Source organism: Luteimonas rhizosphaericola, assembly GCF_029888045.1.
GTDB lineage: Bacteria > Pseudomonadota > Gammaproteobacteria > Xanthomonadales > Xanthomonadaceae > Luteimonas > Luteimonas rhizosphaericola.
In genome coordinates, this window is the sequence record NZ_JARXRN010000025.1 from 77095 (window position 1) to 102249 (window position 25155).

The 25155-nt window shown below is 74.5% G+C and carries 14 protein-coding genes; 10 read left to right on the plus strand and 4 right to left on the minus strand.

Annotation, left to right across the window (positions count from 1 at the left end):
• Positions 1-9 precede the first annotated feature (9 nt).
• The 3 genes from QFW80_RS09720 to QFW80_RS09730 all read left to right on the plus strand — a co-directional run bounded on the left by QFW80_RS09720 (position 10) and on the right by QFW80_RS09730 (position 5368).
• Positions 10-933, plus strand: a complete 924-nt coding sequence (locus QFW80_RS09720; RefSeq protein WP_280601639.1) for an alpha/beta hydrolase — start codon at positions 10-12, stop codon at positions 931-933.
• 366 nt (positions 934-1299) lie between these two features.
• Positions 1300-3699 (plus strand): winged helix-turn-helix domain-containing protein, encoded by a 2400-nt coding sequence (locus QFW80_RS09725; protein ID WP_280601641.1) that lies wholly within the window; start codon positions 1300-1302, stop codon positions 3697-3699.
• Between the two features lie 136 nt (positions 3700-3835).
• The gene (locus QFW80_RS09730) at positions 3836-5368 is read left to right on the plus strand and encodes a hypothetical protein (protein WP_280601642.1); all 1533 of its coding nucleotides are present in this window, start codon (positions 3836-3838) and stop codon (positions 5366-5368) included.
• Positions 5369-5701: 333 nt separating this feature from the next.
• Here QFW80_RS09730 and zapE read toward each other — a convergent pair whose 3' ends face one another.
• Entirely contained in the window at positions 5702-6862 is a 1161-nt protein-coding gene (gene zapE, locus QFW80_RS09735) for a cell division protein ZapE (RefSeq protein ID WP_280601643.1), read from the minus strand.
• Complete coding sequence (locus tag QFW80_RS09740) at positions 6855-7529, minus strand: alpha/beta hydrolase (protein ID WP_280601644.1); 675 nt, start codon at positions 7527-7529, stop codon at positions 6855-6857. The genes zapE and QFW80_RS09740 overlap by 8 nt, the downstream gene beginning before the upstream one ends.
• Positions 7530-7676: 147 nt before the next feature.
• Here QFW80_RS09740 and QFW80_RS09745 point away from each other — a divergent pair, with 147 nt between their 5' ends.
• Positions 7677-8066, plus strand: coding sequence for a MerC family mercury resistance protein (locus QFW80_RS09745; protein ID WP_280601645.1), 390 nt, complete (start codon positions 7677-7679; stop codon positions 8064-8066).
• A 165-nt stretch (positions 8067-8231) separates the two neighbouring features.
• Here QFW80_RS09745 and QFW80_RS09750 read toward each other — a convergent pair whose 3' ends face one another.
• Both QFW80_RS09750 and QFW80_RS09755 read right to left on the minus strand, forming a co-directional pair.
• Positions 8232-10004, minus strand: a complete 1773-nt coding sequence (locus QFW80_RS09750) for an ExeM/NucH family extracellular endonuclease (RefSeq protein WP_280601646.1) — start codon at positions 10002-10004, stop codon at positions 8232-8234.
• A gap of 76 nt (positions 10005-10080) precedes the next feature.
• The gene (locus QFW80_RS09755; RefSeq protein WP_280601647.1) at positions 10081-10596 is read right to left on the minus strand and encodes a c-type cytochrome; all 516 of its coding nucleotides are present in this window, start codon (positions 10594-10596) and stop codon (positions 10081-10083) included.
• Between the two features lie 162 nt (positions 10597-10758).
• On the opposite strand from QFW80_RS09755, the gene QFW80_RS09760 reads away from it, so the two are divergent.
• The 6 genes from QFW80_RS09760 to QFW80_RS09785 all read left to right on the plus strand — a co-directional run bounded on the left by QFW80_RS09760 (position 10759) and on the right by QFW80_RS09785 (position 25127).
• A complete protein-coding gene (locus tag QFW80_RS09760) occupies positions 10759-14532 on the plus strand; it encodes an exodeoxyribonuclease V subunit gamma (protein ID WP_280601648.1) in 3774 nt (1257 codons plus the stop codon).
• A 38-nt stretch (positions 14533-14570) separates the two neighbouring features.
• Positions 14571-18485, plus strand: coding sequence for a UvrD-helicase domain-containing protein (locus QFW80_RS09765; RefSeq protein ID WP_280602207.1), 3915 nt, complete (start codon positions 14571-14573; stop codon positions 18483-18485).
• Positions 18482-20635, plus strand: coding sequence for an AAA family ATPase (locus QFW80_RS09770; protein WP_280601649.1), 2154 nt, complete (start codon positions 18482-18484; stop codon positions 20633-20635). Before QFW80_RS09765 ends, QFW80_RS09770 begins: the two co-directional genes overlap by 4 nt.
• 174 nt (positions 20636-20809) lie before the next feature.
• Positions 20810-23170 (plus strand): TonB-dependent receptor, encoded by a 2361-nt coding sequence (locus QFW80_RS09775; protein ID WP_280601651.1) that lies wholly within the window; start codon positions 20810-20812, stop codon positions 23168-23170.
• Positions 23171-23211: 41 nt separating this feature from the next.
• The gene (locus QFW80_RS09780) at positions 23212-23889 is read left to right on the plus strand and encodes a response regulator transcription factor (protein ID WP_280602208.1); all 678 of its coding nucleotides are present in this window, start codon (positions 23212-23214) and stop codon (positions 23887-23889) included.
• Complete coding sequence (locus QFW80_RS09785) at positions 23889-25127, plus strand: sensor histidine kinase (protein ID WP_280601652.1); 1239 nt, start codon at positions 23889-23891, stop codon at positions 25125-25127. The genes QFW80_RS09780 and QFW80_RS09785 overlap by 1 nt, the downstream gene beginning before the upstream one ends.
• Positions 25128-25155 lie beyond the last annotated feature (28 nt).

Here is a 25155-nt window from a genome sequence, read left to right on the forward strand (position 1 = left end):
GAGACTCCGATGAGACCCTCCCCGCCACGAATCGCCGCCGTCCTCGCCGCCGCCCTCGTCGTGCTCGCCTCGGCCTGCGCGCCCGCGTCCGCGCAGGGCCTGCGCGAACGGCTGCAGCGCGCGCGCGAGGCCTCGCTGCGCCCGGCCGCCCAGCCGCCGGTGCTGCCCGACGGCGCGCGCCGGATCGCCGACGTGGCCTACGGCGACGATCCGCGCCAGCGATTCGACGTGTACCTGCCGGCGCAGGCGCGCGATGCACCGGTGCTGCTGTTCGTGCACGGCGGCGGCTGGGCGTTCGGCAACAAGGACAACCCGGGCAACGTTCCCGCCAAGGCGGCGCGCTGGCTGCCGGACGGCTTCGTACTGGTGTCCACCAACTACCGGTTGCGTCCCGACACCGCGCCGATCGACCAGGCCCGCGACGTCGCGCGTGCGCTCGCGGAGGTGCAGCGGCGCGCGCCGCAGTGGGGTGCCGACCCCGCGCGCGTGCTGCTGGTCGGGCATTCCGCCGGCGCGCACCTGGCCACGCTGGTGGCGGCCTCGTCCACGCTGTGGCGCGAGGCCGGCGCCTCGCGCCCGCTGGGCGTGGTGTCGCTCGACAGCGGCGCGCTGGACGTCCCGGACCTCATGCGCCGCCCGCGCATCCCGGCCCTGTTCCACCGCGCCTTCGGCGACGATCCCGCCGACTGGACCGAAGCCTCCCCGCACCATCGGCTCGCGCGCGACGCCTCGCCCATGCTTCTGGTCTGCTCCACGCGCCGGCCCGACGCCTGCCCGCAGTCGCACGCGATGCAGGCCAGGGCCGCGGCGCTGGACGTGCGCATCGACGTGCTGGAGCAGGATCTGTCCCACGGCGACGTCAACCACCTGCTCGGGGAACCCTCGGCCTATACCGCGGCAGTGGACCGCTTCATCCGCTCTCTGCTCGACTGATCTGCGCGAGTCGTCGGTGGAGGATGCGGTCACCGCAATGGGGCAGGGGTCCGGATGCGTGGATCGATACGACTTCGGCGTGCGCGGGGGACGGTGACGTTCGGGGTGTGGACGGCCAGCCCCGGATGCGCCCTGCGGGCTTATCCGGGCTACGGGACGATATGGCAGATGCGCGTAGCCCGGGTAAGGCGCAGCCGCACCCGGGGGAGACGCGACACGAGGTGACGCAGCGCGCGGCCAGGCGGTGCCGCATGCGGGAAGGCGGGCAGGCGCAGCCCCGGGCCGGCCCGGGGTGGCCCGCGTGGCCGCCGCGTGGCCGGGTCTGTCATCCTTGTGTCGCACCTCCGGTCCCGCGCCCTGTCGTCCTTGCCTTCCGTCTCCGACCCGTCCCCGTCTGCCGTCGGTTTCGGCGCGTTCGAACTCGATCTCGCGCGCCGCGAGCTGCGCCGCGAGGGCGTGCCCGTGGACATGCCGGTGCGGGTGTTCGAATGCCTGGAATGCCTGGTGCTGCACCGGGATCGCGCCGTCGGCCGCGACGAACTGCTGCAGGCGGTGTTCCACCGCACCGATGTCAGCGATGGCCAGCTGGCGCAGGTGGTGCTGCGCGCGCGGCGCTGCGTCGACGACGACGGACAGGCCCAGCACACCATCCGGACCGTGCCGCGTTTCGGTTTCCGCTGGATGGCGCCGACCCGTTCGATCGAAGGCGACCAGGCGCCGTCGCGTCTGCCGCACGCCGGCGATGGCCCCATGCCGCATGCGGTCGACGCAGCCGCGGCCCCGCAGGACGAAGGCGCACCCGCGGCGCATGCCGCGCCAGCCGCGCGTGCGCGTCGGGCCTCGCGCTCCGCCCGCGCGCGCTGGATCGCGGCCGGCATCGCGGCGGCGGTGTTGGTGTCGTCGATGCTGGCGTGGCAGCTGCGGCCGCGCGCCACGCCGGCGGACACCGTGCCCGGCAGGGAGGCGCCCGCGTCTGGCGCGGGCACGCTGGTGCTGCCGCTGGACGTCGACGGCGTCGCGGACATCGCCTGGGCGCGGCTGGGGCTGATGGACTATGTCGCCGACCGCCTGCGCCGGGCCGGGCTGTCGGTGCCGCCGAGCGAAAGCACGCTCGCGCTGCTGGGCGGGGAGGACACCGCGCCCGGCGTGCTGCGCAGCCGGCTGTCCGCGTCCGCCGTCGTCACCGGTCGCGTCGCGCGCGCCGGCGCCGGCTGGCGCCTGCACCTCCAGGCCGAGGGCGCGGACGGCTTGCAGCTCCAGGCGCAGGCCGATGCCGACGACCTGCTCTCCGCCGCGGCGCTGGCGAGCGACCGCCTGCTGGCCGCGCTGGGGCATGCCGCCCCGGCCGGCGGCGACGCCGCCGCGCTGGCGCTGGAGGAACGCCTGCAGCGCGTGCGCGCGGCGTTCCTGGCCAACGAACTGGACACCGCGCGGCGCATCCTCGAGGACGCGCCGCCCTCGCAGCTCTCGCAGCCGCAGCTGCGCTTCCGGCTGGCCCAGGTCGACTACCGCGCCGGCGAACTGGACGCGGCCGAACGCACGATCGACGCGCTGCTGGCCGACCCCGAGGCCGTGCGCGATCCGCTGTTCCGCGCGCGCCTGCTGTCCTACCGCGGCGGCGCACGGATCCGCCGCAACGCGCTGCACGAGGCCGAGCGCGATTTCGACCTGGCGGCCGCGGCACTGGCCGGGCGCGAAGGCGACCTCGAGCACGGCAGCGTGCTGATGGGGCGCGGCGTGGCGCGCGCCGCGCTCGGGCGCGAGGACGAGGCGATCGCCGACTTCGGCGCCGCGCGCACCCGCCTGCAGCGCGCCGGCGACCGCCTCGCCGTGGCCCGGGTCGACGCCAACCTGGGCGCGCTGGAACTCGGGCGCGGCCGTCCGGGGCAGGCGCTGGACTACCTGGACAGCGCGCTCGCGGTGTTCGAGGGTTCGACCGCGATGAACGAGCTGCAGGTCACGCGCTCGGCGATGTCCGCGGCGCACCTGCTGCGGCTGGATGCCGAGGCCGCGCTGGCGGTCAGCGACCGGGTGCGGGCACTGCTGCCGCGCACCCGGGATCCGGCGCTGCGGCTGGCCGCCGCGCTGGACCGGGCCAATGCGCTGATCGCGCTCGGCAGGTTCTCTGAGGCGCGGCAGGGGCTCGAATCGCCGGACATCGCCGCCCGCAGCACGCCCCCGTACGAACACCGCCGCGCGCAGACCCGGATCGAGCTGGCCTGGCGCAGCGGGGAGCCGGCCGCCGCGGTGGCGATTGCCGACGCCATCCTCGCCGGCTGGACCCGCACCCCGGGCGATGCGCTCTACGACCACGTCCGCCTGCGCCGCGCCCAGGCCGCGCAGGCCGCGGACCTGCCGCCGGCCGCGACCTCCGCGATCGATACCGCCGACCGGCCCACCCCGGCCCTGCTGCTGGCCTTCGCGGTCGAACGCGGCGACGCCGCTGACGCCGAGCCCGGCCTGCGCGCCGCGCTCGCCGCCGCCGAGGCCCGCGGCGCGCCGGCGGAGATCGTCGAGGTGGTCGCCGTGCACGCGCGCTGGCTGCTGCGCCGCGGCCGGGTGCAGGAGGCCGCCGCCCTGGTCGGTCGGGTCGCGCCGTGGCTGGAGCGCTGCCACGACTGCGCGGTGCTGCAGCTGCAGCTCGCCCGCGCCCTCGGCGACGACGCCCTGGCCGCGGAGGCGCGCCGCGCAGCCGAACGCCTCGCCGGCGAGCGCGCGCTGCCGCCCGACGCCGCCGCGCCGCCTCCTGCCGTCAGCCGTCCGTAACGCACCTGTCATCGATCGCGAATGCGCCACCGCCGGCCTGTGGCGCACGTTCGGACGGACCGGCGCCCCCGCGCCGTGCCTGTCCCCGGCGGCCCTGTCCGCCCTCCGGAACCCCTGATCCGAGGAGATCCTGCCGATGCCCCGACCGTCCCTGCTCGGCCTGGCCTGCGCCGCCGCGCTCGCCAGCGCCCCGTCCCTCGCCGTCGTCCCGGTCGTCACCGACCTGGGCGCCGACAACTACGTCCAGGCCGTGTCCGACGACGGCGCCGTGGTCGTCGGCATGCAGGTGCGTTTCGACGTGGACCCGGCCGGCAACGGCGTCACCCGCTGGACCGCGGCCGGCGGCACCCGGGTCATCGGCGGCCTCGCCAGCGGGCGTCCCGACGTCTCCGCCGACGGCCGCACCATCGGCGCCACGGTCATGGCCGACCGCCCGATCGCCGCCTTCTGGACCGAGGCCGGCGGCTGGAAGACGCTCGCCGAGCAGGAGATGATCCCGCCGCTGCCCGGCTGGGAGACCCACGCCAACGCGATCTCCGCCAACGGCACCCGGCTGACGGGCTTCACCGTGCCCAGCCCGGTTGACTACTACCAGTACCGCGGCTTCAGCTACAACCCGGACGACGCCATCGACCGCTGGGTCGACTTCGGCTGGGCGGAACTGCCGATGCTGCGCAAGGGCACGTATTCGGAGGCCACCGACACCTCCGCCGACGGCCTGGTCCAGGTCGGTATCTCCACCACCGGCTTCAGCAGCGCCTACCACGCGGTGATCTGGGAGCAGGGCGACATCCGCCAGCTGCGCGACGCCGCCGGCACCGCCCTGGACGCGGGCACGCTGCGCTGCAATGCCGACTGCTCGGTCATCGCCGGCGGTGGCGGCGGCTACAGCGCGTTCGAGCCGGTGCTGGCCTGGCGCTACCTGCGCAGCGAGCGCGGCGACCGGGTGTGCCACTTCAACCCGCACCAGGGGGTGAACCGCACCGCGCTGCGCTACCAGTCCTACGCCACCAGCGCGTCGGGCAACGTGATCGCCGGCAGCTACTACTTCGACGACGTGCCGCCCGGCGGCGGCTGGGCCCGCAACGTGGCCAAGGGCTTCCTGTGGATCGGCACCGAGACCGGCGGCACGATGCACGACCTGCAGACCTACCTGCGCGGCCTGGGCCAGCGCGCGCTCGACGACTGGCCCGAGGTGGAGGTCACCGGCATGTCCGCGAACGGCCGCTACCTGGTGGGTTGGGGGATCGACGCCAGCGAGACCGTGCGCGGCTGGCGCATCGACTTCGGCGCCACGCCGCGCGCGACCGGGCCCCGCGCGGACTACACCTCCTGCCCGCCGCGGACCAAGCCACCGCGCACGCAGGCCCTGGCGGCCGCGGATGCGCCGACGCCCGACCAGGCGCGCTTCGTGGACCAGCCCTCGGGCGAATTCGGCACCGGGCGTGGCCAGCGCTACTTCGTCGAACCGCACGGCGCGCGCCTGCTCGGCGGCGCGCGGCGCGACCGGCTGCAGGCCCTGCTGCCGCTCGGCGGCGGGCGCTACCTCGACCGCAGCAGCGGCATGCTGATCGCCTTCGCCCGCGATCGAGAAGGCATGGTCACCGGCCTGCACGCCCGCCGCGGCACGGCGGGCGCCGGCCTGCGCCTGCCGCGCAAGCCCGACTGACCGTCGCGTCCGAGCGTCGCTCCCGGTATGCGTGGACCGGTCCGGGTCGCCGTGCGGCCGCCCCGCGCCACAGGGCGGCCCCTGCGTCGCCCGCCTGCGTAGCCCGGGTAAGGCAAAGCCGCACCCGGGTCGGCGCGCGGAGGGGCAGGCCCAAGTGCGCGCCCCGTCCGGGCGCCGCTCCCCGGTGGGCGTGGACCGGCTCGGGTCGCCGTGCGGTCGCCCCGCGCCACCGGGCGGCGCCTGCGTCGCCCGCCTGCGTAGCCCGGGCAAGGCGAAGCCGCCCCCGGGTCGCCGCGCAATGGGGGCTCGCCCCGGTGCGCGCCGCATCCGGCGCTATGCGCCGAGGTGCCCGCTGGCCAGGTACTCCTCGCCCTGCATCTCGATCAGGCGCGAGGCGGTGCGTTCGAACGCGGCGGCGATGCGCTCGCCGGCGTACAGCGACGGCGGCGGCGCGTCGGCGGTGCAGACGAGGTTGACGCGGCGGTCGTAGAGCTCGTCGACCAGGTTCACGAACCGGCGCGCGGCGTCGTTGCGGGTCTCGTCCAGCACCGGGATGCCGCCCAGCAGCACGGTGTGGAACTCGCGCGCGATCTCGATGTAGTCGTTGGTGCCGCGCGGGCCCTCGCACAGCGCGTCGAAGTCGAACCAGGCCATGGCCTGGCAGCGCGCGCGCACCGCGATGCGGCGGCCGTCGACCTCGATCCCCGCCTCGCGGTGCGCATCGTCGCCGCCCAGCTCGCGCCAGCGCGCCGCCAGCCAGGCGTCGGAGTCCGCGTCCAGCGGCGCGCGGTACACCGGCGATCGGGTCAGCGCGCGCAGCCGGTAGTCGGTGCCGCTGTCCAGGTGCACCACCTCGCAGTGGCGCCGGATCAGCTCGATCGCGGGCAGGAAGCGCGCGCGCTGCAGGCCGCCGGCGTACAGCTCCACCGGATCGACGTTGGACGTGGTCACCAGCACGATGCCCTCGGCGAACATGCGCTCGAGCAGGCGCGCCAGCAGCATCGCGTCGCCGATGTCGCTGACGAAGAACTCGTCCAGCACCAGCACCCGGATCTGCGCCCGCCAGCGCTGCACGATCGCCGCCAGCGGGTCGCGTTCGCCGGCGTGTTCGCGCAGCTGCGCATGCACCCGGCGCATGAAGCGGTGGAAGTGGGTGCGGCGCTTGCCGGGCACGTCCGCGGCAGGCGCGTCTGCCGACAGCGCCTCGCCGCGCACGTCGGGCAGCGGCAGCCCGGCGTGGAACAGGTCGACCAGGAAGGTCTTGCCGCGGCCGACGCCACCCCACACGTACAGGCCGTCCGGCGCGGCCGGCGGGTTGCTGCCGAGCAGCCGGCCGAACAGGCCCGGGCGCGGCGCGGGGCGGGCCAGCGCGGCGTGCAGGCGGTCGAGTTCGCGCAGGGCGCCATGCTGCGCGGGATCGTCCTGCCAGTCGCCGCGCTCGACCCCGGCGCGGTAGCGCTGCGACGGCGTCGCCGTCCCGTCCGCCTCAGCCATCCGCGGTCGGCAGGTAGGCGCGCACCCCGTGCTTGATCGCGCCGCGCAGGTCGATCAGCTTGCGGTGGAAGAAGTGGCTGGTGTCGGGCATGCGCACCAGTTCGGCCTGGGCGCCGCTGCGCTCGAGCCAGTCGTACACGGCCTGCGGGTCGACGATCTCGTCGGCCTCGCCCTGGATCACCAGCCACGGCATGGTCGGCAGGTCGATGTCGTCGAACTCCCAGCGTCCGGCCGGCGGCGCGATCGACAGCAGCAGCGCCGGCTGCAGCGAAGCGGCCGCGCGCAGGGTCACGTAGGCGCCGAAGCTGAAGCCGGCCAGCCACAGCGTCGCCTGCGGCCGCTGCGCACGCACCCAGGCGGCCGCCGCGCGCAGGTCCTCGACCTCGCCCACGCCCTCGTCGAACGCGCCTTCGGAGTTGCCGGTGCCGCGGAAATTGAAGCGCACCGTGGTCGCGCCCAGCTCGCGCAGGCTGCGCGCGGCCATGGTCACCACCTTGTTGTGCATCGTGCCGCCCTCGGTCGGCAGCGGGTGGCACACGATCGCCACCAGCGGCAGCGGCGCCACGTCGGCATCGGGCGGGTCGACCGCCACCTCCAGCGCGCCGGCCGGCCCGGGCAGGCGCAGGCTCGCGGCTTCGGTGGGGAAAGCGGGCAGGGCGTCAGGCATGCAGACATGATAGCGGTGGCCCCGCGACGGACCCGTCGCGACATGGCGCGCGCGTCGCGACGCATCACACCCGCGCGACGCGGGCGCGGCGGGGCGGCTTGACAGCTCCGGTAGTGTTATCAGGTAACACCCTTCTGCAGCCGTCCCATGTCCCCGAACCCGCTCGACGCCACCCTCGACGCCTCCGCCATCGGCCTGTCGGGCCTGTGCCTGGCCCACTGCCTGCTGCTCCCGGCGGCCGCGGCCCTGCTGCCGGCGCTGGCGATCGCGGCCGAGGCGGAGTGGCTGCACCTCGCCTTCGCCGCGTCCGCGCTGCCGATCGCCGGCCTGGCCCTGGCGTGCGCGCACCGGTGCCGGCCGCTGCCCCCGGCGCTGTGGGCGCTGGCCGCCGCCGGCCTGTGCGGCCTGGCTGCGGGCGCCGTCGGCTGGCCGGCGCATGCGCTGGAGACCCCGCTCACGGTCGCCGGCAGCCTGGCGCTGGCCGCCGCCCACCTGTGGAACTGGCGCCTGCGCCCGCACGCGCGCTGCGCCGGCTGACGTTCGGGCACAGGACTGACTGCCCCGCCCGGGGCGCCTGTTGCGTTGACGATGCGCGCGGCCTCCGGTCGGTGGCGAGACGCCGACGCCGCAACACGAACCACGCACCCGCGCGGTCAACCCCGGCGCGTGCGTGTGGGCCCGGGCCCGGTACCGGGGGTGGACCTAGAGGTCGAATCCGACCAGCAGCGGATCGTGGTCGGAACTGCGCCACGGCGCGTCGTCGCGCCCGTTGCCGCCATGTTCGCCGACGTTCTCCGCCTCGTCGGCATTGCTGTGCCACTCCGCCGCCCCCGCCAGGCGCTGCCCCAGCGCCGGGCTGAGGATGGCGTGGTCGAGCCGCCCGGCCTGGCCGTCGTAGACGAAGCTGTAGGGCGCCTCCACGCCGGCCTCGGCCAGCGCATCGCGCCAGCCGCGGTCGCGCAGGTGCCGCACCGGGTCTTCCTGCGCGTAGGCGTTCAGGTCGCCGACGATGGCTACCAGATCGCTGCCGGATCCCGTCGGGTCGGTGGCCAGCCAGTCCGCCAGCCGGCGCGCGGATGCCAGCCGCAGCGGGTTCCAGCAGGCCTGGCCGTCGTCCTGGTCCCGCTCGGCCCCGCTGGCCTCGCGGCAGCCCTTGGACTTGAAGTGGTTGGCCACCACCACGACTGCGGGCCCGGCGTCGCGGCCGTCGGCCACGGGCACGAACGCCTGCGCCAGCGGCGCGCGGCTGCGGCCGTCGAACGGGCCGTCGCCGAGGGTGGCCGGCGCGCCCTGCGGCCGCACCCGCCCGGCGCGGTAGACCAGGCCGACCCGGATCGCGTCGTCGCCCGGGCCCTGGCCGGCGTCGACGAAGGCCCAGTCGCCACCGCCGGCATTGAGCGCGTCCACCAGCTGCGCCAGGCTCGAGTCCGGCCCGAAGCCATCGTTCTCCAGCTCCATCAGGGCCGCCACGTGCGGGTCCAGCGCCCGGATCGTGGCCACCAGCCGTCCCAGCTGGGCCTGCAGTTCGGCCGGGGTGCGCGCGCCGCGTTCGGTCGGGAAGCCGCCGCCGCGCCCGTCGCCGTTGAACAGGTTGCGCAGGTTGAACGCCGCCAGCCGCAGGTTGCCGGGCACCGTGGGCGCGGCCGGGCGCGGCGCCGGGGCGATCGCCGGCACGGCGGTCAGCTGCAGCCGCACCTGGCCCCAGCGCTGGTCGACGATGCCCTCGGCGCCCGTGACCACGCTGCCCGCGCGCGGCGCGGGACGGCCGTCCAGGTACCAGACCGTGCGCGGATCCTCCATCGCCATCGCATCGTCGAGCAGCAGCCGGCGGCGGGCGTTGTCGGCGGCCACGCGCGCCGCGGCCGGGCCGGGCGGCGCGACCTCGGTCGGCGTGTACAGGCGGCCGCCGAAGCTGGCGTGCAGCACGCCGCGCCGGGCCAGCTCGTGCTGGCCGCCGATCGTCAGCGGGGCGTCGATCCGCACCGACATGCCTTCCAGCCGCTCCCAGTCGCCCGGCGGCGCGTCCAGCACCAGCGGCGCGACCGTACCGCGGCCGACGACCTCGATCGCGGCCGCCTCCAGCGCGGTCAGGCTGCCGCGCGCGCGGTCGCCGTGCTCGACCACCCGGCCGCGCACGCGGACCCGGTCGCCGGTGCGCAGTTCGGGCGCCGCGTCGGACGTTACGAATAACGCATCGGAGGTGGCCGGATCGCCGTCGCCGGCGTCCTGCACGAACCAGCCGCCGAGGTGGCGGCCGAAGTTGCCGGTGACTACGCCCTCCACCGTCGCCTCGCGGTCGAGCAGCGGGCTGGTGTCACCGTCGCCCTGCACCGCGCCGATCGCGACCACGCCGGCAGGCAGCGACGCGGCGCCGGGATCGACGCGCGGGGTTTCGCAGCCGGTCAGCAGGGCGGCCGCCGCCGGCAGCGCGAACAGGCAGGTGCGCAGCCGCGCGGTGAGGGGCGTCGTGGGCATGCAGGGGTTCCGTCCGGGGCGCAGACACGACAACGCCGCCCGGAGGCGGCGTCGCAGGACCGCAGGGGCGGCCAGCTTACTGGAGGTTGTCGACCATCCAGTCGACCGTTGCCTGCACCTGCTCGTCGGTCAGCGCGGGGTTGCCGCCCTTGGCCGGCATCACGCCGGCGCTGCCGGTAAAGCCTTCGATCGAGTGCCGGTACAGGGTCTCGGTGCCCTGGGCGATGCGCGCGCTCCAGGCCGCGGCGGTCAGCGTCGGCGCGCCGCCGGCGCCGGAGCCGTGGCAGCCCGAGCACAGGTTCTGGTAGATCACCGAACCGTCCAGGGTGCCGCCGTAGGCGACCTGCGAGGCCGCGGCCGCGGCGGCGGCGGCGGTGGCGGCCGCCTGCGCGGCGGCACCGGTGCTGCCGGCGTAGACCGAACCGACCGGCGCGATGCGGTTCTCGGTGCGCTTGGCGGCGGACGGATCCACCTCCGGCGGCAGGGTGCGGTGCAGCAGGGCCGCGCCGACGATCAGGCCCAGGGTCACCAGCACCAGGAAGCCGATCACCAGCGAGAAGCGCTTGAGGAACTCGAGGTCGTAATTGCGCACGAACACACCCTTGGCACGCGGCCGACGGAGCCGCAGCTAGCGCGGAAGTATAAACACCAAACTTCGCCGCACCCACCCTGGGGGCGGCCGTGCGGGCCGACCGGCGGGCGGCGTGGGCGCCGTATCGGGCGCTGCGACCGGTTCCTGCACAATGCCTGCGGCATGCACGCCGACGCCGCGACCGACTTCCGCCTCTACCACTCCAATGCCCTCGACGTGCTCGCGGCGCTGTTGGCCGACGAGCTGCGCCGGCCGGTGCCGGGGCAGGGGCTGCTGGAGCCGGACGTGGTGCTCATCCCGCAGGTGGCGCTGCGCCGCTGGCTGCAGGCCACCCTGGCCCAGGCGCATGGCGTGTCGGCCAACCTCGAGTTCCTCACCCCCGGTGAATTCGTGCAGCGCGCGCTGGACGCCAACGTGCCGGGGAAGGGCGAGGACCTCGACGCCGCCGCGCTGCGCTGGCGCATCCACGCCGCGCTGGCCGACCCGGCGCTGCTGCGCGAGCGCGCGCTGCAGCCGCTGCGCGCGTATCTCGAAGGCGCGCCGGATCCGCTCAAGGCCTGGACGCTGTCGGGCGAGCTTGCGCAGGCGTTCGAGAAGTACAAGGCCTGGCGCCGCGAGTGGCTGCTGGCGTGGGAGGCGGGCGAGGCGCCGCGCGACCCGCAGGCCGCGCTGTGGCGGCGCGTGGCCGGCGGCACCCGCCACCGCGCGCGCCGCATCCAGGACTACCTCGGCGGCTTCGCCGCGCCCGGCGCATCGCTGCCGGCGGGCCTGCCGAAACGCCTGTTCGCGTTCGCCATCCTCAATGTGTCGCCCGATGTGCTGCGCGTGATCGCCACCCAGTCGCGCGTGGGCACCCTGCACCTGTACGTGCCCTCGCCCAGCCGCGACTACTGGGGCGACCTGCAGGCGCTGCGGGGCGCCGCGCGAAACCTTCCGCCGTCGTCCCCGCGCAGGCGGGGACCCATGGACGTTGCTTTCGACCCTTCGACTCCCTTGGCCCCCCGCGCTCACGGGAACAACGAGTTGGACGCGCTGCAGGTGCCTTCGTCGTCCCCGCAACCGCAACAAGCGCCCCATGGCCGCGCGGAGCATGCGCGATCCATCGACGTCCAGGCTGCGGAGACAACGTCCATGGACCCCCGCCTTCGCGGGGGCGACGAGCCGGAAGTGGCGTGGGATGACGCGAGCGGCATGTCGCTCGCCGACACCGACGACGATCCCGCGCTCGCCGGCGACAACCCCCTGCTGCAGGCCTGGGGCGCCGCCGGGCGCGACTTCATGGCGGTGTTGGGCGGCTACGAGGTGGTGCACCCGGACACCGAGATCCGCGGCGACGCCGATCCGGGCGAGGGCGGCGGCGCGCTCGCCGGCAGCCTGCTGCGCCGGCTGCAGTCGGACCTGTTCCACCGCCGCGCCGCGCCGCCGCCCGAGCCCACGCCGGAGGATCCGCGCACCCGCCTGCCGGCGCTGCGCCTGGACGACCCCAGCCTGCAGGTGCACGCCTGCCACACCCGCCTGCGCGAACTGCAGGTGCTGCACGACCAGCTGCGCGCGCTGTTCGAGGATCCGCGCTTCGACCCGCCGCTGCAGCCGCGCGAGGTCGCGGTGCTGGCGCCGGACATCGATCCCTACCTGCCGTACCTCGACGCCGTGTTCGGCGGCCGCGGCCGCGGCGACGCCATCCCCTATGCCGTGGCCGACGCCAGCCCGCTCGCCGGCGAGCCGCTGGCCGACGTGTTCCTGCGCCTGCTGGCGCTGCCGGTGGCGCGCTTCGGCCTGGTCGAAACCCTCGACCTGCTCGCCAGCCCGCCGCTGGCCGAGGCCGCGCAGCTCGACGCCGCCGCCTTCGACCGCCTGCACGCCTGGCTGCACGCCGCCGGCGCGCGCTGGGGCCTCGATGTCGCGCACCGCGCGCGCCTGGAGGCGCCGGCCGACGACGCCTACACCTGGGCCTTCGCGCTCGACCGCCTGCTGCTGGGCCACGCCACCGGCAGCGATGCGGCCATCGCCGGCGCCGACGGCCAGACCGTCGCGCCGATGCCCGAGCTCGAAGGCAGCGCGCTCGACGCGCTCGACACCCTGGTGCGGCTGCTGCGCGTGCTCGCGCGCCACGCCCGCGCGCTGGACGAGGCGCTCACGCCCGAGGGCTGGCGCGAACGTCTGCTCGGCCTGCTCGAGGCGCTGCTGCCGCGTCCGCCCGCCGCCGCAAACACGCGCCGCGCGCTCGACCGCCTGCGCACGCTGATCGACAGCTTCGCCAGCGACGCGAGCCGCGCCGGCGTCGACACCCTGGTGCCGGCCGAGATCGTGCGCGCGCACTTCGCCGCCGCGCTGGCGGAAGCCGACACCCGCGCGCCGCTGCTCACCGGCGGCGTCAGCGTGGCGCGCATGGTGCCGATGCGGCTGCTGCCGTTCCGCGCGATCTGCCTGCTGGGCATGGACGACGGCGCGTTCCCGCGGCGCGATCCGGCCGGCGGCATCGACAGGCTGGCGTCCGATGTGGCCAGGGGCCTGCGCCTGCGCGGCGACCGCTCCACCCGCGACGACGACCGCTTCCTGTTCCTGCAGCTGTTCGCCGCCGCGCAGGACGTGTTCTACGTGAGCTACCAGGGCGCCGATCCGCGCGACGGCAGCGTGCGCGAACCCTCGGTGCTGGTCGCCGACCTGCTGGCGGCGGCCGACGCGCAGCACGCGCCGGAGGCGAACGCCGTCGCGGCGCTGGTGGTGCGGCACCCGCTGCAGCCGTTCGCGCCGGCCGCGTTCGGCGACGCGGACGAGCCGCGGCGCTTCTCCTTCGACGCGCAGTGGTGGCCGGCGGCGGCGCAGCCGTCCACGCGGCGCCGACCGCTGCCGCCGTGGTTCGACGGCGAACCGCTGCCCGCGCCCGATGACCACGAGGGCGCCGGCAGCGCGCCCGGTGCCGCCGACGCGTTCGCGGCCGCCGCTGCCGGAAGGCAGGGGGCGAGCGCGCCCGCCGGCAACGCGGTGCATCCCGCGACGCTCACGCTCGACGAACTGCGCCGCTTCCTGCAGGCGCCGGCGGCCGAGTTCCTGCGCCAGCGCCTCGGCCTGCGGCTGGCCGAGGTCGAGGAGGTGGACGAGGACGTCGAGCCGCTGCTCGCGCCCGCCCGCGGCTTCGCCCGGCAGGCGCTGCAGCAGGCGGTGTTCGACGCGGTGCTGCGCGGCGACGACGACGCCACCACGCACACGCGGCTGCGCGCACGCGGCCTGCTGCCGTCCGGCCCGCTCGGACGGCGCACGCTGGAGCAGGTGCGCGCGCAGGTCGATCCGTACGCGCTCGCGTTCCGCGACTGGCGCGGCGCGGCGCAGCCGGCGGCGCCGAGGCTCGAGGTCGCGGTCGATGGCGTGGCCCTGCGCGGCCGCATCGCCGACGCGTATCCGCAGGGCATCGCGCGCGTGCGCTTCGACCCGCCGGCCGGCCAGTCCGCGATCCGCAACGGCCTCGACTGGCTGCTTGCGAGCGCGGCCGGGCAGTCGACGCCGCTGGTCGAGTTCCACGACGGCGGCGAACTCGGCGTCGGTCCGCACGTACGCGCGCCGCTCGATCCTGCGCAGGCGCGGGACGTGCTGCGGCGGTTGATCGGACTGCGGGCGCAGGGCCTGCGCCGGCCGCTGCCGTTCGCGCCCTACAGCGGCTGGGAACTGTTCCGCGCGCCGACTTTCGAGCGTGGCCTGCAGCTGGCCGCGCAACGCTGGCACGGCAGCGAGCGCAGCTGGGGCGAGGGCACGGGCGAGGCACTGCGGCTGGCGCTGCGCGGCCGCGACCCGTTCGGCGACGAGGCGACGCAGGTCGCGTTCGTCGATCTCGCCATGGGCATCTACTCGGCGGTGGTGTCCGGCGCGGTCTACGCCGGCACCGACCTCGCCGCGCTGCGCGACATCGCGGCCGCGCTCGACCTGGAGGACGCGGAATGAGCGCGACTCCCGGGCCGGGCACGCAACACGCCCGCCACATGGACGGCACATCTCCGCCGCTGCGCGACCCCTACCTCGCCCTCGCGCTCGACGGCGTGCATGCGATCGAGGCCTCCGCCGGCACCGGCAAGACCTACACCCTCGCCACGCTCGTCGTGCGCCTGGTGGTCGAGCGCGGCCTGCGCGTGGGCCAGGTGCTGGCCGTCACCTTCACCGAGGCCGCCACGCAGGAGCTGCGCAGCCGCATCCGCGCGCGCCTGCTGCTGGCCTGCGGCCTCGTCGGCACCGTGCCCGCCGCCGACGACACGCCCGAGGCCGCGCTCACCCGCGCCGTGCTCGACGCGCACCTGGCGCAGGGCACCGAAACCGCCGACGCGCTTCGCCGCCGCCTGCACGCGGCGGCCAACGACATCGACCTCGCCGCCATCTTCACCATCCACGGCTTCTGCGCCCGCGTGCTGCGCGAGCACGCGCTGGAAGCGGGGCAGGCCTTCGACGCACCGGAGCTGCTGACCAGCGACGTGCAGCTGTACCAGACCCTCGCCGCCGACCTGTGGCGCGCGCACGGCCGCAACGCGGACGACGCCGACGACCTGCTCGCGCTGTGGCCGCAGGGCCCGCAGGCGCTGGCGGCCGACCTGCCGCCGCTGGTGCGCGAGCCCGCGCTGCGCCCCGCGCTGGCCGAACTTCCGGACGATCCCGCGCCGCGCCTGCACGCCAGCGGCGAAGCGCTGGCCGACTCCTTCCGCGCGCACGGCGAGGACTTCCGCGCGGCGATGGTGTCGGCGGTCGAAGGCAAGGTGCTGCACGGCGGCAGCTACAAGCTCGCGTGGATCGCCGAACTGTTCGACGCCCTCCAGCAGTGGTGCAGCGCCAGGGAACGCAATACGCCGTTCGAGCACCCCAAGCTGCCCCAGCTCACGCGCGAGACGCTGCAGCTGCGCACCAGCAAGGCCGGCGCCGGGCGCACGCCCGACTCCCCGATCTGCGACACCATCCCCGCCTACCTCGACGCGCTCGCCGCGATGGCCGAGTGGCAGGACGCGCGCCGGGTCGAGCTGCTGCACCGCCTGCGCGACGATGCGCGCCAGCGCGTCGCCCGCGCCAAGCGCCAGCAGCGCGTGCAGACCTACGACGACCTGATCGACCGCGTCGCCGACGCCATCGACGGCCCGCACGCCGCCGACCTCGTCCAGCGCCTGCGCGCCCAGTACGCCGTGGCCCTGGTGGACGAGTTCCAGGACACCGACGCGCGTCAGTGGCGCATCTTCGACCACGTGTTCGGCGCCGCCAGCGCCGCACTGCACGGACAGCCGCCGGCGCTGTTCGTGATCGGCGATCCCAAGCAGGCGATCTACGGGTTCCGCGGCGGCGACGTCGAGACCTACCTGGCCGCGCGCGGCACCGCGGAAGAGGCGCCGCCGCTGTCGCAGAACTTCCGCTCGCGCCCGTCGGTGCTGCGCGCGGTGTCGGCGCTGTACGCGCAGGCGCAGATCGCGAGCGATGCCGACGACAAGGTGCCGCCGCCCTTCATCGACAGCCGCATCGAGTTCCACGACGTGCAGCCCGGCGGCGCGCGCCGCGACGACGACTTCCTCCGCGACGGCGCGCCAGCGCCCGCGCTCACCCTGTGGCGCGCGCCGCTGCCGGACGAGGTCGACAGCAAGGGCAAGCTGAAACCCTGGAAGGCCAACCGCTCGCGCGAACTCGCCACCCGCGCCTGCGTCGCCGCCATCCACCGCGTGCTGGGCGACGCGCGCGACGGCCACGCGACCATCGAGGGCCGCCCGGTGCAGGCCGGCGACATCGCCGTGCTGGTGCGTTCGCATGCCGAGGCCACGCGCATCCGCCACGCGCTGGCGATGGCCGGCATTCCCGCCGTCGCCGCCGGCCGGCAGAGCCTGTTCGCCACGCCCGAGGCGCGCGACCTGCACGCCCTGCTGCTCGCCCTGCTGCACGGCGCCGACGACGGCCGCCTGCGCATGGCGCTGTCCACCGTGCTGGTGGGCCTGGACGCCAGCGCCATCGCCGCGCTCGACGACGACGGCGACGCGCTGCGCCACTGGCAGCTAGAGGCGCTGGCCTGGCGCGAGCGCCTGCAGCGCGGCGGCCCGCTGGCGCTGGTCGCCGCGCTGTGCGCGCAGCATGCCGGCCGCCTGCTCGGCCTGCTCGACGGCGAGCGCCGCCTCACCAACTACCTGCAGCTCGCGGAACTGCTGCAGGACGCGCAGGCGCGCGCGCTGGGCCTGCACGGCCTGGTCGACTGGCTGGCCAACGCCATCGCCGATGCCAACGCCAACGACGAGAGCCAGCTGCTGCGGCTGGAGTCCGATGCCCGCCGCGTGCAGGTGGTGACCCTGCACAAGAGCAAGGGCCTGGAATACCCGCTGGTGTTCCTGCCCTTCGCCGCCATCGGCCCGCATGCGCGCAACCCCGGCCAGCGCGCCGTGGTCAATGCCGACGGCCACCGCGTGCTGCACTGGAAACTGCTGCCGTCCGCCTCCGGCTGGGAGGCGGCGAAGGACGCGTGGACGCTCGCCCAGCGCGCCGAGGACGCGCGCCTGCTCTACGTCGGCCTCACCCGCGCGCGCCACGCGCTGTGGCTCGCCACGGGACTGTTCTGCAACTTCGACCGCTCGCCGCTGCAGCACATGGTCTCGACCCCGGATGCGCTGCGGGCCACGCTGGGCGATGCCGTCGCCATCGACGACAGCACGCCGCCGGAGCAGCTGCCATGGCTGCCGCCGGCCAGTACCGACGCCGTGCCGCCCGCGCGCACCGCGCAGCGCGCGCTGGCCAGCGACTGGTGGGTCTACAGCTTCACCCAGCTCGCCAGCGCGGACGGGCAGGAGGACACCGCGGCCAGCGCCACGCAGCCGACGGAGGGCGGGCGCGACGAGCCCGCGGGCGACACCGGGATCGGCATGGACGTGGCGCTGCCTGCGTCCGTGGAGGTGGTCGGGCGCGCCGGCGTCGAAGTCGATCCGGCCACCGGCGTCGCCCTGGATTCCGCGCCGGGCCCCGGAGCGGGCGAGGGCAGCGGCGTCGACCTGGATGCAGCCGGTGGCGCCGGCCCACGCGACATCCCGGATCCGGCGCACGCAGCCGCCGCCTTCGACCCCCGCTTCGCCGGCACCCGCTTCGGCGTGGTGCTGCACGACGTGCTGGAACGCACCGACTTCGCGCGCTGGGCCCCGTGGACGCCCGGCGCGCCGGCGCCCGGCGACGAGGACGCCGCGCTGATCGCCGAACGCCTGCGCGCCGGCGGCTATGCGCGCGAGGACATCGACGACGGCATCGCCATGCTCACGCCGCTCATCGGCCACACCCTCACCGTGCGCCTGCCCGAGGGCGTGCGCCTGGCCGACGTGCCCGCGCACCAGCGCCGTGCCGAGATCGAGTTCCAGTTCGCGCTCGCGCCCACGCGCATCGACGCGTTGCTCGCGCTGCTGCACCGCCACGGCCTGCTCGCCGCGCGCCAGGGCTTCGGCATGCGCCGCCGCCTGGAAGGCCTGATGACCGGCCTGATCGACCTCACCTACGTGGTGGATGGCCGCTGGTACGTGCTCGACTACAAGTCCAACCGCCTGCCCGGCTACGGCCCCGCGCACCTGGCCGAGGCCATGGCCCACAGCGAATACGACCTGCAGGCGCTGCTCTACACCCTGGCCCTGCACCGCTGGCTGCGCTTCCGCCTCGGCGACGCCTACGACTACGCCCGCGATTTCGGCGGCGCGCGCTACGTGTTCTGCCGCGGCGTCGACGCCGCGCGCGGCGACGGGCAGGGCGTCCACGCCTGGCGCTTCGCACCCGAGCTGGTGAACGCGCTCGACGCCCTGTTCGCCGGCCAAGCGCCCCAGCCCGGCGGTGCAACAGCAGAACCCCTCTCCCATTGGGAGCGGGGCAGGGGTGAGGGTCCGGCGGCGCCGCACCGGCAAAGGTCGCCGACATGACCACCACGCTCCCGCTCTTTCCCGAAGGCCAGCCCGTCGACCCGACGGCCGCTTCCGCCGCGCGCGCCCCGAACGACCCGCGCGAACGTAGCGACCAACCCGAAGCGCAACCGTCCGAAACATCGCGCCCCACCAGCCTCCTGCAGCAACTCGCCAGGGCCGGTGCCCTGCGCACCCTCGACCACGCCCTCGCCCAGAGCCTGCGCCGGCTCGATCCGGACACGCCCGACACCGTCCTCGCCGCCGCCGCGCTCGCCTCGCTCGCCGTCGCCTCCGGCCATGCCGGCTTCAACCCCGCCGATCCCCGGCGCCTCGTCGACACGGACATCGACTGGCCCGCTCCCGATGCCTGGCGCGAAGCCCTGCGGCATTCCCGTTGGGTCGCGCTCCCGGACACCGGCGACGCCGAATCCGCCCCCGACGCCCCGCTCGTCTACGAGCACGGCCTCGTCTACCTGCGCCGCTACCGCGAATACGAACGCCGCCTCGCCGCCGGCCTACACCGCATCGGCAGCGCCGCGATCGCTTCGCCCGCGCCATCCCGTCCAGGCCGCACGGAGGCCCATGCCCCGGCGCCTTCTCTTCCGCTGTTCACAGGGGAAGATGCTCGACGGGCAGATGGCAGCAGCGCTGTGCACCCCACCGAAGACCTCCAGTCCCAGGCCATCGCCGCCGCGCAACGACACCCCCTCCTGCTCGTCACCGGCGGCCCCGGCACCGGCAAGACCACCACCATCACCCGCCTGCTGCTGGCGCTCGTCGCCCAGGCCGACGCCGCCGGCACGCCGCCGCCGCGCATCGCCCTGGCCGCGCCCACCGGCCGCGCCGCCGAGCGCATGGCCGAAAGCGTGCGCAACGCCCTCCAGGCCCTGCCCGCGCGCGGCGTCGACCCCGCGCTCGCCGCCCGCCTGCCCACCACCGGCACCACCCTGCACCGCCTGCTCGGCACCATTCCCGACTCGCCCGCCTTCCGCCACCACGCCGACAACCCGCTGCCGTTCGACGTGGTGGTGGTGGACGAAGCCTCGATGATCGACCTGCCGCTGATGGCCAAGCTGGTCGAAGCCGTGCCCGAAGGCGCGCGCCTGGTCCTGCTCGGCGACCCCGACCAGCTGCCCTCGGTGGAAGCCGGCGACGTGCTCGCCGGCATCCTCGCCGCCGCCGACCGCGTCGCCACATCTCCCACCGCCGTGGCTGCCACCTCTCCCACCACTCCCGCTGTCACCACTCCCGCTGTCACCTCTCCCGCTGTCACCACTCCCGCTGTCACCACTCCCGCTGTCACCTCTCCCGCTGTCACCTCTCCCGCAAGCGGGAGAGGTCGCGCCGAAGGCGCGGGTGAGGGCGCTCTCCCATCAGCCACCCCCGCCTTCCCCGCCCACCACATCCACCTCACCCGCAACTACCGCCAGAGCGCCACGCTCGATCTCGCGCCCCTCGCCAGCGCCGTACGCGAAGGCGACAGCGCCAACGCCCTGTCCCTGCTCCGCAGCGGCCAGCTCTCCGGCGTGCACTTCCACGAAGACGACATCGATCCTCTGCAATCCCACCGCGACCACCTGCTCGAACACTGGACCGCACTCGCCGACACCCGCGACCCCGCCGACGCCCTCGCCCGCGCCGCGCGCCTGCGCGTCCTTACCGCCGTGCGCGAAGGCCCGCAGGGCGCCCGCACCCTCAACGCCCGCATCGAGGACCTGCTGGCCGGCACCCGTCGCGGCGCCGGCCCCGCGTCCACCGCCGGCCGCCATTTCCACGGTCGCCTGCTGCTCATCACGGAGAACAGCTACCGCCACCGCCTGTTCAACGGCGACATCGGCATCTGCCTCGACGACGACGGCGGCACTCTCATGGCCTGGTTCCCCGGCGACGACCCGCAGCACCCGCGCCCCTTCCATCCCGCCGCGCTGCCCGCGCACGACAGCGCCTTCGCCATGACCGTGCACAAGGCCCAGGGCAGCGAGTTCGACGCCCTCTGGCTGGTGCTGCCGGCGCGCGACAACCGCGTGCTGTCGCGCGAGCTGGTCTACACCGGCATGACCCGCGCGCGCAGCGTCCTGCACCTGGCCGGGAGCGCCGACGTCCTCGCGCAGGCGCTCGCCCGACAGACCCGACGATGGTCGGGCCTGGGACATCGCCTCGGCGGATAGCTGTCGCGCGCGCGGCCCGGAGCAACCACTCCACATGCAGGCACCGGCACCGGCACGCGCTGCCGCGCTGGCGACCTTTTGGCGACATTTGCGCCCATACCCTCGCACCGCGTCACGACGTGACACGGTCAATCCTGGAGGCGGGGCGATATGGGCAGGCATGCGAGACGGGCGTTGTCGCTGGCACTTTCGGCGCAGTTGATCGGCGTTCCACTGTTCGCGCACGCGCAGGAGGCGCCCGGTGCGCTGACCATCGTCGTCACCGACCAGACGACCGACCGGCCGGTGGCCAATGCGACGGTCACGCTCACCGAACGCGATACCGACACCGCACGCTCCCTGGAAACCGACGCGCAGGGCCGCCTCGTGGTCGACCGGCTCGATCCGGGCCTGTACGCGGTCAATATCGCCAAGCCCGGCTTCGCGCCGATCTACGAACCGAGCGTCCGCGTCATCACGCGCAAGAACTCGCAGGTCGAGTTCGAACTCGGCGTCCCGCTGCTGGACGAGGTGGTGGTCCAGGCCCGGCCGCTCGATGCACTGTCATCGCCGTCCAGCACCTACCTCGACCGGGACGCATTGCGCGACGCCGTCGGCGGCGGCGCCGATCCCCTGCTGTCGCTCGACGGACTGCCGGGGCTGGCCTCGGCGAGCGAATTCGCGAGCTTCAGCGTGCGCGGCCGCGGCCCGCGCGACAACCTGGTCTTCGTCGACGAGTTCCCCTTCGACAAGGCGGTGCACTTCGACGCCACCCTGGGCGAAGACGAGGACGTCGGCGGCGGCGGCCGCTTCTCGATCTTCGCGCCGGACGTCATCAGCGGCGCCGAGTTCTCGCCGGGCGGCTGGGGCCCGGCCTACGGCGGGCGCGCTGCCTCGCTGCTCAAGCTCGAGGTGGCCGGCGGCAACCCGAGCCCGTCGGCCAGCCTGCGCTACGACCTGGCCGGCTTCGAAGTCGGCTACGACGGCCCCGCCGGCATCACCAAGGACGCCACCCTGCTGGTGTCCGCGCGCCGGCTGGATTTCGGGTCCCTGTTCGAGACGATCGAGGAACTGGACATCGGCGACCCCGTGCTGCGCGACATCATCGTCAAGTCGGTCGTGCCGATCAGCCCGTCCAACACCCTCGAAGTGCTGCTGATCGACACCAACGAGACCTACACGCGCGACGTGACGCACGTGTTCGAGTCGCCCAACTTCGAGGATGCGGCGCTGCTCGACTTCCGCCAGGACAGCGACCTGTACGGCCTCACCCTGCGCTCGCTGATCGGCGAGAACGCCACCTGGACCAACAAGGTCTACCGCCGCGCCAGCCACAAGGTCAGCTCGGAGGGCGAGGCGTTTCCCGACCTCGCGCCGCCCGGCTCGCCCGCCTCCGACTTCCCGGTGCGCGAAGACATCATCACCGTGACCGAGGACGAGACCGAGCTCGGCTGGCGCAGCGACTTCGGCACGGTGAACCGCTGGGGCACGTTCAGCGCGGGCGTCCATGCCACCCGAATCGAGCTGGACTACCGCACGGTGCTCGACGGCGACTGGATCCGCTACGTCTACGACAGCGACGACTTCAGGCCGGACCCCGCGCAGCGCTACATCGTGCTCACGCCGGAGGCCATCGACTCCACCCTGGACCGGACCGCCACGAACTACGCGGCGTACGTGGACCAGGCCTTCAAGCGCGACGCCTGGGACCTGCGCACCGGCCTGCGCGTGGAGCGCGACGGCCTGACGGACGAAACCCTGGTCTCGCCCAGGCTGCGGGTGAACTGGCAGCCGGGCGCGAGCGCGCGGTACTTCGCGACCGCCGGCCTGTTCCACCAGTCGCCGCGCTACCTCGACCTCGCCGCCAACGCGGCGAACACGCTGGAGAACGAGGAGGTCAGGCACGCCAGCGTCGGCTTCGAGGTCTTCTTCAACACCCGCTGGTCGGTGCTCACCGAGGCCTACCACCAGGACCTCGACAACCTGGTGGTCGACCAGGACCGCGCCAGCGGCACCTTCGCCAACATCGGCGACGGCACGTCCAAGGGTGTCGACGTCGTGCTCAAGGGCACGCTCCGCGAAGGCCTGTACGCCAGCGCGACCTACTCCTGGAACGATGCCGAGATCGACCGCAAGGACGGCCGCGGCGCCGTGGCCGACGAGTTCAGCCGCGAGCACGTGGCCACCCTCGGCGTAACCTGGGAAATCACCGACCGCTGGAAGGTGGCCGCGCGCTACAAGTACCTGTCCGGCCGGCCGGAGGACGCCTACCTCATCCACGCCGACGTGCTCGGTCCGGGGCAGCCCCTGCGCTACTCGCGCGAGACGGTGGAACGCGGCGTCGGCCGCAAGGACGGCTACGGCGTGCTCAACGCCCGCGTCGACTACCGGCGCGCCTTCGGCCCGATCGACGTCACCGCCTTCCTCGATGTGATCAACCTTACCTCGGCCTCGTCCACCGACGACACCGAGTTCGACTATCGCCGCGGCGTCAACGTGGCCGACGACAGCGAGGCCGAGCCGCTGATCGGACTTCGGCTAGACTACGCCTGGTAGACGGGAGGCGGCGGATGGCACGCGTTCCTGATGCGACGCCCATCAGGGCGCTGATCGTCGAGGACAACCGCGACATCTGCGGGAACATCGCCACGTACCTCGAAAAGCTCGGCTACGTGCTCGATTTCGCGCACGACGGCGTCACCGCCATGAACCTGGCGCTGACCCATCCGTTCGACGTCATCGTGCTGGACCTGATGATCCCGCGGATGGACGGCCTGACCTTCTGCCACCGGCTGCGGGCCGAGGCCGGGATCGAGACGCCGGTGCTGATGCTGACCGCGCGCGACACGCTCGACGACCGGCTCAAGGGCTTCGACGCCGGCGCCGACGACTACCTGGTCAAGCCGTTCGCGCTGCAGGAACTGCATGCGCGCATCCGCGCCCTGTACAAGCGCAGCCACCGCAACACCGACAAGCTGCTGACCGTGGCCGACCTGACCTTGAACCAGTCCACGCTGCAGGTGCACCGGGCGGGGCGCCGGGTCGAACTCAACCCCGCCGGCATCAAGCTGCTGCGGCGGCTGATGGAACAGTCCCCATCGGTGGTGGATCGCGACGAACTGGAAACCCTGCTGTGGGCCGACGAGCGGCCCGATGGCGATGCGCTGCGCTCGCACATGTACAAGCTGCGCCAGGCCGTCGACCGGCCGTTCGACCGGCCGCTGATCCACACCATCCATCGCATCGGCTACCGGATCGCGGAGGATGCCCGGTAGTGTCGCGGCACAGCCTGCGCAAGCGTGTCGAGGTCGCGTTCGCGCTGTGCGTGGTCGGGCTCAGCGTGGCCTGGGGGTTCGCGTTCTACGGCGCCATCCGCTTCAGCGAAGACCGGGTGCTGGCCAACCAGCTCCGGCACGCCGCCGAGCGCTATCCCGACCTGTCGCTGAGCCTGCGCGGCTACGAGGACGCCGCGAGCCTGCCCGAACCGCTGCGGGACTGGGCGGCGCACGGGCCGGACGAAGGCACGTACGAGTTCGTGTCCGAGGAATTGCACGTGGCGGTGGTCCCGGCCGACAACCCGCAGGGGCGCGCCTTCGTGGTGTTCGATGTCGCCGGGATCGAGGCCGCCTCGTCCGAGGACTGGTGGTGGCTGCTCGTCATCACCGGCGTGGTGGGCGTGCTCGGCGCGCTGGGCTTCGGGCTCGGGGTGCTGGTGATGCGCCGGGCGATCGCGCCGGTCAGGCAGCTGGCCGACGTGGTCGCGGGCATCGACCTGGAACACCTGTCGGCCGGGGACCACAAGCTCATCGAGTCCGGCCGCTTCGGACGCGACGAGGTGGGCCTGCTCGCCGGCACCATCGAGAAGACGCTCGAGCGCATCAGCGCCTTCGTGGTGCGCGAGCGCGACTTCACCGGCTCCGCCAGCCACGAGCTGCGCACGCCGATCACCGTGATCACCGGCGCGATCGAACTGCTGGAGCAGGGCGAGCTGTCGGCCGAGGACGTCAAGGCGCTGGACCGCATCCGCCGCGCCACGGCCGAGATGAAGTCCACGATCGAGATGTTCCTGTGCATCGCCCGCGAAGCCGACGACGGCCAGTACGGCGAGCGCTTCGGGGTGGCGCCGCTGGTGGACCGGGCGATCGAGCAGCAGCGCTACCTGCTGGGTGGCAAGGGCGTCGACGTCGACGTCCATGTCGAAAGCCACGCCACGCCCGTCGTCCAGGGGCACCCGCAGGCGTTCCTGATCGCGGTCACCAACCTGGTGCGCAACGCGTTCGAGCACACGCCCGCCGGCCAGGGGCCGATCACCGTGCGCATCCGCGAACGCGACCTGCTGGTCACCAACCGGCGCAGCGGCGACGACGCCGGCGGGCCCACCCCGGACGGTGCCCCGGCGTCCAACGGCTACGGCCTGGGCCTCGGCATCGTGCAGCGGCTGTGCGAGCGCAACGGGTGGGAGTTCTCGCTGCAGGTGGACGAGGCGCGGGTGACGGCGTGTCTTTCCTGGTGAGCACCTGGGGAGGGGGATTGAATTGATC